Origin of the sequence: Bartonella sp. AP65SXKL (assembly GCF_042195725.1) — a bacterium.
Taxonomy (GTDB): Bacteria; Pseudomonadota; Alphaproteobacteria; order Rhizobiales; family Rhizobiaceae; genus Bartonella.
In genome coordinates, this window is sequence record NZ_JBHIOW010000022.1 from 1 (window position 1) to 10361 (window position 10361).

The window sequence follows — 10361 nt, forward strand, 5'->3', positions numbered from 1 at the left end:
CCATGGTTTGTGCACGCGTTTGATTTGATTAAGGCGCGTGCAAAATACGAACTTTACAAGAATATCTTGAAAGATCCCGATTGTGCAACGGCAGCTTACAATGACTTTAACGAACAGTTGCATGAATTGCGTGCAGAGACGTCTCAACGTCATAACGTCACGCGAATAATACCGACGGATTTTTAAGATGGTTTATTTTCCAATCGCTGATTACAGACCAGATGTTTCGGTCGTCAACGGTAGCTTTACGGATACGCTTGTGAATGTTTTACCGGCTGATGGCTGTTACATTCCGATGCCTAGTGCAATGGTTGTGTCTCATGCTTTGGAAGAAAAGCCTTTGGGGTGCATAGCGTTTAGAAGTGGCAATGGTGTTAAGATAATTGTAGGAGGCAAACAAAAGCTTTACAGTTATGATAGTCAAACCAAGGGTTGGAAAGACATCAGCCAAAGTGGTGTGACGTATCATGCAAATGAGGAGAATAAATGGTCGTTTGCTCTTTTTAAAAACATGGTTATTGCGGTGAATAAAAATGATAAGCCGCAAGTTTTCAAGGTCCTTAGTTCTGAACGGTTTGAAGATTTAGAAGGAAATCCACCGAAAGCAGGATTGGTTAAGGTTTGGGGACCTTTTGTTTGTTTGATGCAATTGACAGATAATCCCAATCGCATCCATTGGTCTGGAGAAGGCGATGAAACTCTATGGGAGACTCAATATAATGTTAGTGGTTATATGGATTTCCAAGATGGAGAATATGTGCAGGGGGCAACAGAAACAACCAATCCCCTTATTTTTCTTCGTTCTGCTATTTATGCTGGTTCTTTGACGTTAGGTTCCAAGAGCCCGTTTGCTTTTCAAAAGATCCAAGACAAGCGTGGAGCGCGCAGTGCAGCCTCTATAGCGTGTCGAGGGAGTGATGCTTTTTTTGCGAGTGATGGTGGCTTTTATCAGATCAGTGCTGATGGTCAACTTTTGCCGATAGGCTTTGAGAAGGTTGATAGAACGGTTTTTAAAACCTTTGATAAGTTTGCTCTTGATGAGATGCAAGGAGTGATAGATCCCATTGATAACCGGATTTACTGGTCCTTAAAAAGAGGTAATAACGAGCAAACGACTTTTGTTTATGATTGGGGCTTGCAGAAATGGTCGACGCTACAGGGAAAACCTTTCACGTTGTTTCCAGTATTTACGACAGGTTATACTTTAGAACAGTTAGATGAGATCTCGATCAATCTTGAGACATTGCCGGCTTCTTTAGACAGCCCTCGTTGGCAAAGTGGCGCCCCAATGCTTGGTGCTTTTGATGATGAAAATCGGCTTGTTATGTTTACGGGAGCACCGATGGAGGCAACGGTTGTTTCGCAAGAATTGGGAGCACCAGATGGAAGTTTTAACTTTATCACGAAGATGTTTGCTGAAGTTGATACGACGGAAGGTCTTTTAAGCATAGGAGAGCGTCGGCTTCGCAATAATCAGACGCCGATTACATGGCACCAAGAGAGGGCATGTTCATATGTCACGGGCGCTTATCATGGTCGTTCGCGCAATCGTTATCACCGCTTTAAATTGCGTATTCCTGAAGGCGTTCATTGGAACCATATCACAGGGTTTAATGTGGATTTACGTCCTTTAGGCAGAGGATAATGGCAAAAGTTTTTTTGACCACGTCTTGGGATATGGAGCGTATAGCGCCTTATCTGGAAGACATCATTGCGTCGTTTCGCGAGTATGTGGAACGTTTTAAACATGAAATCACGTTGCAAGAGCTCCTTGAAGCGATTTGCAGTGGCAAGAAACAGTTATGGCTTGTTTTGGATGATGACGAGCGCTTTTTAGCGGCATTCACGACCCAGATACAACAGACAGTTTTAGGAAAGAAGCGCGCTCTGATTTGTGAATGTAGTGGCAAGGGCGTTCTTGATCAAGTTGATAATTTGACATTTGTAGAGGATTGGGCGCGTGAGAATGGGGCTTCTGAAATGGAGATCTTGGGTCGTTTAGGTTGGAAGCGCGCATTGGACAAGCAAGGCTATGGCATAGCTATGCTTTATTATAGGAAGGAATTGTGACATGGGGAGCAAGACACCAACAACGACAGAACAGAAGCAGGTACAAACAAGCGCCCCTCCAACTTGGATGCAGAATGTCTTTAAGCGTGGGGGTGCAGATGCGTATAACATGTATGATACAGGGATGGGTGGTAATGTATATGGGGGACCTCGTGTTGCACCTTTAAGTGCTCCAACTTATCAAGCAATTGGAGGTCTTGGAGCTATTCCTCATCAGTATCAGAATTATATGAATCATTTGATGAATACTCCTACATCGTCTGCGAGAAACCTTAACTGGATTGCATCTGGTGGTTTGATGGGACCGAATTCTCAATTTGATGAGGAACTTAAAGAGGGCTTAAGTGAAATAAGAAATAGTATTAATCGACAGTTTTTAGGTAGTGGTCTTTATGGCTCTAGTGCGCATAACAATGAGTTACAGAGGGGGCTTAATGATGAATTAGCTCGTATCAAGTATCGCCAGCGTGATAGAGATTTACAGCATATGATGCAAGCCAATTCGATGATTGATCAACTAAATGAAAACCGCTTAGGCATGATAGGCAACTTATTCCCCTCTTACAATAATGCCTATTCGAATATGTTGCAGGGGTCATCTGTTCTTAATGACTACAATCAACGCCTTGTTGATGCCAATAGAGAACGTTGGCTGGAACAAGACAATAGCGGCTGGAATAGGTTGAATATGCTTATGAATGCCGGTCATGGTTTTGCAAGGAATTACGGCACGACGACGAATAATCATACAATCTCTAAGATAGAGGGCAATAATCCGTGGAAAAATGTAGGGGCTATAGGTTCTTTAGCACTTCAAGCAGCACCGATGGCTTTTGGTTACATGGCAGGTGGTCCAATGGGAGCAGCGTTGGCAGGAGGAGCATCCAAGTTTTTTTTAGATCACATGAATAAGAAACAATAGCTGTATAATCATTAAACGATAATTTTAAAAGGATAGCGTGATGGCATTTCCATTATTATTTCCATTAGCTGGGGCAGCTTTTATGGCAGCGAGAGCTGCGCCTCATATTTTTAGATATATTGCTCCCAAAGCGGTTACAGGGGCGAATAGATTGGGACAATTAATAACAAAGAGCCCCGTGGGGAAATTCGTAGCAAAGTATCCAAAAACCAGTGCAGTTATGGGTGTGGGGTCAGCCATTGAAAGTATGATGACACCAGAGAAAGCAGATGCTCCAAACAACCCCTATTTACAGAGTATGCTGAATCCATATGGACCATTTATGCCCTATACGGCTCCTAGAGCGGAAATGCCTCTTGGATTTGATCAACATCCACCCATGCCAAATGCACTAGAGAGTACTCCACAAGAACTAAAACCTCATGTTAATGAACAAACGCAACCATTAGCACCCGCTTCCCCAACACCGACTCCTGAACTGACAGATGCAGAGAAATTTTTACAGTCCAATACTTATAAGTTTTTTCAATCAGATGCGTATCAGAAGCTCAAAGATCTTTTTGCAGGTATGGCGGCAGCACCTACAGATGGTTCTGGATGGGATGCGCTTGCAAGTGGTGTGAAGCATCTTAATGAAGGAGATAAACAAAGAGGGCAGGTTAATCAGACTGTCGAGTATCTAAAGTCCAAAGGCTACAGTGATGAAGAAGCTGCTGTCATGGCAAGGAATCCTCAAATGCTTAGTGCATTGTTAACAGGTGCTACAGATAGCATAAAACATTACAATGATGGGAGTTCGTTAATTGATGACCCAACATCACCAACGGGAAAGAGAGTGGTTTATCACCCTGGTGGGAAGGCGTATCTGGACAAAGAACGAGAATCTGCTTTACGTCAACATAAAAACTTGTATGCAAAGGTTTTGCTAGAAGATATTGATTATGTACAGGAATACCTTGAGAATTTTAAGAATAAGGCGACAGGTAATATAGCTTTAGCTGCTAGCTACGCGTTCTCAACGTCCGAACAATCGGATGTACGACAGATTTTGGAATCAATACAATCTCGTATAGGGCTTGACCGTATAGATCAAATGAAAATGTTATCGCAAAGAGGGGCGCTAGGACTTGGAAATGTTAGCGATAAAGACATTGAAATGTTAAAAGAGTCTCTTGGGAAATTAAATTTACGTATGTCTACACGAGAGCTTAAACGGCGTTTGTCAACAATAAAAGATGTTTTATCAAGACTGAACCCTGAAGTACAAGGTATTGTATTAGGTCATATTGAGTCTACAGAAAATAATATGAGAAATGCCGTTATGGCAAGAAATAGCCAAAATTCGACCAATCAGGCGGTCTCACAAGGGAATGTTGCAAATTTTACAACTGTAAGCAGCACAGAACAAGCTAATAAAATGCCTATTGGGGTTGAGTTTATTTACAATGGTCAAGTTTACAAGAGGGCTAAATGATTAACAATAAGAATTCTCTTGTAGTTGATCGTGCATTAGGTGCTACGAACAATCAAGGTAAAAAAATATCAGAACTTGGTCCAAATTTTATCAATTTAGGTTCTGCTTCAGAATATGCGGCTAATCGAGAACGCTCATCAGAACTTGGACCGAATTTTATCAATTTAGGTTCTGTTTTAGAATATGCCAATCCTTCTTATGAGAATACTCTACTCTCTCCAGAGATTACACAAAGTGAAGCCTTTTGGAATTCTTTAAAGCATGGTTTGAGTTTTAATTTAGATGATGAAGTTGCGGGGATTGTAGCGGCGGGACGTGATGATGAGAATGAGAGTGCACTAAATGCTTTTAGAAAGGGGCTGTACAGATATTGGTTATCTGGTGATAAAAAATACGAAGAGAAGTATGAGAAAGAAGCCAATAGAATACGTGATTATCAACGTAGGATGAGTGATACGCATTATTGGACGTCTTTGTTAGGAAATGTTGTAGGGGCTGCTTTACCTTCACTTGCGACGTTAGGAACAGGAGCGGTTGCAGGACTAGCAGGGCGGATAGCGCCTCCTGCTACTTCAAAATTAAGTCAAGCATTTTTGAAAGCCGTTCCAACGCCGGTAGGCACGTTAGGGAAACGGGTAGGCGCAGGAGTGAAATATGTAGGTGAGAAAGCAAGTCCGTTTTTAGGCATCACAAAAAACACAACACTTCCTCATTTGCTTAAAGTAGGAGCGGCATCTGGTGCATTACATGGAGCAGGTGAAGGTGTAGGGTTAGGTCACACACTTCAAAGTGCAGCAGTTGGTGGAGGATTAGGAGCAGCAGGGACAATGGTTGGCAGTGCTTTAGGTCATTTGGCTGGTTCTACTGTCGGTGGAATACGAAGACTTCTTTCTCCTTCTCATAAGCAAGGTGTTGCAACAGACACATTAAGAGAAATCAGTAAACATTTAGGTAAGGAGGCTTCTGAAGAGCTAGGAAACTCTTTTAAGAATGCAGTTCCTACCGATTACGTAGCTGATCATAGTCCTTTTTTACAGGATCTTGTTTTTGATATCGCGAAAAGAAACCAAGGAGCTTATCTTGATTTGACTAAAAGAGCTGGGCAGAGAGCGTTGGGAGGAGGGGAGCGTATTCATCAAGCCGCTGATGAACACTTTGTTCCTCGTCAAAATGTCACAGGTTTAAAAGATGATCTTATCGCGAGTAGAGAAGCAGAATCACATACTCTTTACGAAATAGCCAAGAAAACGCCGATAGGAGAAAAATATTATGGTGCTCTTAATGATTTAATGAAGCGTCCATACTTCAAACAAGCTTATGATGAAGGACTAAAGCGGTTTATTACGGATGGCAACAACGTTAGTCCGTTTTCTTCTCAAAAATTTAGTCTCCTTAAGGAGAAACCAAACATGGGGGCTCTTCATAAGACTAAGGAGGTTGTCGATTTAATGATAAGGACCGAAAGGAGACAAGGAGATAATAGCCAAGTTCGCAGTTTAGTAGGCATTCAGAAAAAGTTATTAGAGCTTATGGATGATATATCATCTGAATATAAGAAGGGACGGGCATTATATCATCAATATAGTTCAGATGTAGATGCTATGGATGAAGGTTCCAAAATTCTTAGAAAGTCAGTTAATAAGGATAAATTCAGTAAAACTTTTGATGAATTACCAGAGGGAGAACAAGAATACTTTAAAAAGGGATCAAGAGCAAAACTTTTACAAGGTATGGGGCAAGCAGGAGATCAAGTTTCCAAGGCAAAGGAGATTTTTGGTACGAATGATCTGTATGAACGATTTGCAAAGATTTATGGAGCAGATAAAGCTTCTGCTGTTAAGAAGGTTGTTGATAGAGAAGCTAATTATGCAGATCTTTATAACAGAATACCAAATCGTATAGCGAATAAAGAGATATCTTTTACGCATAATGTCAGTATGCCAACGGGTAAATTTGATGCAGCTATGCAAGCAGGAAAAGCGGCGGTGAAGGCTTCTTGGATTCCTTTCAAAGAGGCGGCGTTTAGAGAGCGTCAACGGATTGAAAAGGATGTTGTCAAATTGTTAACAGGGGGGACACAGATTAAGAATGATCAAATTGCAAAGCTCATTCAAGATATGATTAAAGCGCAAGAAAAGGGATACGCTACAAAAGAATGGGTGAAAAAGCTTTCTGCTGCGTTGCTTGGAGGAGGAGGAAAAGCATTGGCTGGTCAATTTAATATGCTGAGTACACCAAGGTAGAAGAGGATAAAGCTATGACCCGTTATAGTCCTGCTGTTAATCAAGCGATACGGCAAACGGCAGCGCGTTATGGTTTGCCAGAGAGCTATTTGTACCGTGTTGCGCAAGTTGAAAGTGGAGGCAATCCGAATGCAAGGAATCCACGTTCTTCTGCTGGTGGGTTGTATCAATTTATAGACAGCACCGCCAAGCAATATGGTTTGCAGGATAGGTTTGATCCCATGCAAGCGGCAGATGCCATGGGGCGGTTGACGCTTGATAATCGCAATCATTTAAGCCGCCTTTTGGGAAGAGCGCCTAGTGAAGCGGAGTTGTATTTAGCCCATCAACAAGGTGCAGGAGGAGCCGCGCGTCTTTTGCAAAATCCCCATGCCAATGCGGCGCAAATTGTTGGGAGCAATGCGGTTGGCTTGAATGGTGGAAACAACGCTATGCGTGCAAGTGATTTTGTCAACCGTGTATTACAGATGTATGGTGGGCAGCCTCATAGAGCAAGTCCTACAGCGCATGGTGGCATTAGAAATAGAGACAACTTGTTAGAGGTTTTAAGGGCATTATTAGCATCACAAGAAGAGGCTTCGGAAGAAGAAGAGAGTGATGATGATAATCCTTTGATGACGCAATTCATGCGGGCGTTTTACGGACCATTTTACCGGAATTAGGATTTATGAGAGATGTCAACGATCTATGATTGGTCGCTTAGAGCGGCGGATAATACGCGCGTAGATGATTTGATTGATTGGTCTGAAGGACAGCATCCTAGCAGTGTGAACACGAGCGCCCGTGTGATGATGCAGCGCGTAAAGGAATACTTGTCAGACACGGGTGGAGAGCTTGAAGGCATTGTTACAAATGATCATGTCCAACAAACGAGTGTGATAAGACTTCAAAGCCAATCGCAATTTTTAGAGTATAAGAATGGTATCGTTTTGCGCTTTATGGCTATGGGTAAGAATGTTGGAGCGACCACGATTGTCTTAAATGCTTTAGATGGCAAGCCGGTTTATAAAGCAACAGAAACGGGTTTATCGCTTTTATCAGGGGGGGAAATCCAACAAGGGTGCATTTATACATTGTTTTATAATGGAGATCATTGGCATCTTGTTAATCCTACCCCACTCCCTTTAGAAGAAGAAGAAAGCAATCTTTATCCCACGGGTTTTATAGGAACGTTTGGAATGCGCGGGATTCCAAAGGATTGGTTAATTTGCGATGGGAAGGCTTATTTGCGTCGTGATTATGGTGATTTATTTGAGACGATAGGAACGGTTTGGGGAGAGGGTGATGGCGCCACGACATTTAATGTTCCCGATTTTCGAGGGATGTTTTTACGGGGGCTTGATGGAGGGCGCAATATTGATGAGGGGCGTTCTTTTGCAAGTGTGCAAACAGATTTAATTGAGTCGCATCAACATCAAGGACAGAGCCTTTCGATGTCTCATTTTACCAGCAACGAAAACTTTTGGGATGGGAATACGACGGATGTGTTGGGCTATCGTCTAGGCTTGTTTGGGGGGAGCTCTCTAGCGAATTTTATGGGCATAGAGCGTGAGAATTTAGGGGGCTACATTGTAAGTTCTCATACTCTTGATGAGAACCAAGAGGTTGTTTTGGAGAGCACTGGTGAAGGCGAGACGCGTCCAGTTAATGTGAGTGTTCTGTTTGCGATTAAGACATGAGGTGTAAGATGTCGACGATCTATGATTGGTCTTTAAATGCCTCCTTGAATGCCTATTGTGATGATTTGATTGATTGGTCAAAAGGACAACGTCCTAGTAGTCTGAATAATAGTGCTCGTGTGATGATGCAACGTGTGCGTGAGTATTTATCGGATACGAGTGGTGTGATTGAAAGCACTTTTACGGTTGATGCTGAACACCAGACGACGTTGATAAGACTTCAAAGCCAATCGCAATTTTTAGAGTATAAGAATGGGATATCAATTTGTTTTAAAGCGAAGGGCAAGAATGTTGGGGAAACCGCAATTGCCTTGAATGATTTGGCGGCTAAACCTGTTTACAAGGCGACGGAATTAGGTCTCCGTGTTTTATCGGGAGGCGAGCTTCAAAGGGGGTGCATTTATAGCTTGGTTTATAGGGATCATGCTTGGCAAGTTTTAAATCCTACGCCTCTCTCTTTATCGCAAGAGCCGGTTATCCCTGTTTATCCACTAGGGACGATAGGGATTTTTGGGATGCAAGTTTTGCCAGATGGCTGGTTACCATGTGATGGGAAGGCTTATTTGCGTAGTGATTATCCTGCTCTTTATGAAGCGATAGGGATCAGGTGGGGAGGCGCTGATAGTTGGACGAAGTTTAATGTTCCCGATTTGCGTGGTGTTTTTTTACGAGGTGTTGATGATGACCGCGAGATAGACCGCTTTCGTTATCTTGGCACTTTACAAAATGACGCAATGAGAAAGCATGACCATGGGGGTCAATCCTTTACGATTTTGAATGATGAAAATCAGGAAGAGAGTTGGCATGGTGATATGACAATCATCTGGGGATATGTGTTGAATGACCAGCAAAGATTGAAGCTTGCTGAACGTTTGGGCGTGAGAGCAGAGGATATACGCGTGCACCATAAGCTCGCCTTTCCCCATTCCCACCTTCACATGCGTGATGTTGCATTGGCAAGTTCAGGTATAAGTGAGACGCGCCCGATTAATATGAGTGTTGTGTTTGGAATCAAGACGTGAGGTTTAGATGTCCACGATTTATGATTGGTCTTTAACGGCATCTGAGAATGGTGGTGCTGATGCTTTAATTAATTGGTCAGAGGGACAGCACCCTAACACGGTTAATAATAGCGCTCGTTTTATGATGCAAAGGATAAGTGAGTATTTATCGGATACGGGCGGCGTGCTTGAAGGGATTGTGACGGTTGATAATAACCAAAAGACGAGCGTGATAAGGCTTCTAAGTCAATCGGCATTTTTAGAGTATAAGAATGGCATATCGGTTTGTTTTAAAGCGAAGGGCAAGAATGTTGGGGCGACAACAATTGCTTTAAATAATTTAGCCGATAAGCCCGTTTATAAGGCAACAGAAACCGGTTTATTAGCCTTATCGGGAGGAGAGATACAAGATGGCTGTCTTTATACGCTTGTGTATGATGAAGAGCTTACGGGTTGGCAAGTTCTCAACCCGACAAGGGGCAAAGTTTCTTCCTTAAAACGTTTACCTTCCGGTCTGATAGGACCGTTTGCAATGGAGCGCTTGCCGGATGGTTGGTTGCCATGTGATGGAAGTGCTTATTCACGGTATGTTTATTGGGATTTATTTTCTGCGATAGGAACGACGTGGGGAGAAGGGGATGGCGCCACGACGTTTAATGTTCCCGATTTTCGGGGGCTATTTTTACGGGGACTTGATAATGAACGCAATTTAGACCCTTGGCGTTCTTTTGCAAGTATACAACCCTGTTCTTTAAAAGCGCATGAACATTTTATAGGTCCAGCGTCATCAGAAGGTCTTTCTTCTCGAAAAAAACGAGATGTTTCTTCTTCTGAAGCGCCCGTGACAAGGCGAAAGAGATCTGTAGACGAAGAGTGTGTAGGTTTGAGTGGGGATGCTTTGGACAAGTGTAATCAAGAATTTGACCAAATAGCAGGAAGTCCACAGGTAGAGACTCCCTTTTGGTTTACAGA

The 10361-nt window shown here is 42.7% G+C and carries 9 protein-coding genes and 1 pseudogene; all 10 read left to right on the plus strand.

The features are described 5' to 3' along the window. A pseudogene (locus ACFIMP_RS08800) lies at positions 1-186 on the plus strand (hypothetical protein); the annotation flags it as partial. Between the two features lies 1 nt (position 187). Next, positions 188-1645, plus strand: coding sequence for a gene transfer agent protein BgtE (gene bgtE / locus ACFIMP_RS08805; protein WP_375686273.1), 1458 nt, complete (start codon positions 188-190; stop codon positions 1643-1645). Beyond that, on the plus strand, positions 1645-2070 hold the full coding sequence (locus ACFIMP_RS08810) for a hypothetical protein (protein WP_375686274.1): 426 nt from the start codon (positions 1645-1647) through the stop codon (positions 2068-2070). Before bgtE ends, ACFIMP_RS08810 begins: the two co-directional genes overlap by 1 nt. Before the next feature lies 1 nt (position 2071). After that, positions 2072-2992: a BaGTA-type gene transfer agent maturation protease BgtD gene (bgtD, locus tag ACFIMP_RS08815; RefSeq protein ID WP_375686275.1), complete on the plus strand. Its 921-nt coding sequence runs from the start codon at positions 2072-2074 to the stop codon at positions 2990-2992. Positions 2993-3032: 40 nt separating this feature from the next. Next, positions 3033-4466, plus strand: a complete 1434-nt coding sequence (locus ACFIMP_RS08820; RefSeq protein ID WP_375686276.1) for a hypothetical protein — start codon at positions 3033-3035, stop codon at positions 4464-4466. Then, the gene (locus ACFIMP_RS08825; RefSeq protein WP_375686277.1) at positions 4463-6709 is read left to right on the plus strand and encodes a hypothetical protein; all 2247 of its coding nucleotides are present in this window, start codon (positions 4463-4465) and stop codon (positions 6707-6709) included. The genes ACFIMP_RS08820 and ACFIMP_RS08825 overlap by 4 nt, the downstream gene beginning before the upstream one ends. A 14-nt stretch (positions 6710-6723) precedes the next feature. Next, positions 6724-7371, plus strand: coding sequence for a transglycosylase SLT domain-containing protein (locus ACFIMP_RS08830; RefSeq protein WP_375631661.1), 648 nt, complete (start codon positions 6724-6726; stop codon positions 7369-7371). Between the two features lie 12 nt (positions 7372-7383). Beyond that, a complete protein-coding gene (gene bgtC / locus ACFIMP_RS08835; protein WP_375686278.1) occupies positions 7384-8388 on the plus strand; it encodes a gene transfer agent tail collar protein BgtC in 1005 nt (334 codons plus the stop codon). Positions 8389-8396: 8 nt separating this feature from the next. Further along, positions 8397-9410 (plus strand): gene transfer agent tail collar protein BgtC, encoded by a 1014-nt coding sequence (gene bgtC / locus ACFIMP_RS08840; protein WP_375610949.1) that lies wholly within the window; start codon positions 8397-8399, stop codon positions 9408-9410. Positions 9411-9417: 7 nt separating this feature from the next. After that, positions 9418-10361: gene transfer agent tail collar protein BgtC (bgtC, locus tag ACFIMP_RS08845; RefSeq protein WP_375686279.1), on the plus strand; the 944-nt coding region annotated here is incomplete at its 3' end.

Bases quoted from the DNA above. Each gene is read 5' to 3' on its own strand.
- ACFIMP_RS08810 (WP_375686274.1), top strand. From the start codon at position 1,645: ATGGCAAAAGTTTTTTTGACCACGTCTTGGGATATGGAGCGTATAGCG.
- bgtE (WP_375686273.1), top strand. From the start codon at position 188: ATGGTTTATTTTCCAATCGCTGATTACAGACCAGATGTTTCGGTCGTC.
- bgtD (WP_375686275.1), top strand. From the start codon at position 2,072: ATGGGGAGCAAGACACCAACAACGACAGAACAGAAGCAGGTACAAACA.
- bgtC (WP_375610949.1), top strand. From the start codon at position 8,397: ATGTCGACGATCTATGATTGGTCTTTAAATGCCTCCTTGAATGCCTAT.
- ACFIMP_RS08820 (WP_375686276.1), top strand. From the start codon at position 3,033: ATGGCATTTCCATTATTATTTCCATTAGCTGGGGCAGCTTTTATGGCA.
- ACFIMP_RS08830 (WP_375631661.1), top strand. From the start codon at position 6,724: ATGACCCGTTATAGTCCTGCTGTTAATCAAGCGATACGGCAAACGGCA.
- bgtC (WP_375686278.1), top strand. From the start codon at position 7,384: ATGTCAACGATCTATGATTGGTCGCTTAGAGCGGCGGATAATACGCGC.
- ACFIMP_RS08825 (WP_375686277.1), top strand. From the start codon at position 4,463: ATGATTAACAATAAGAATTCTCTTGTAGTTGATCGTGCATTAGGTGCT.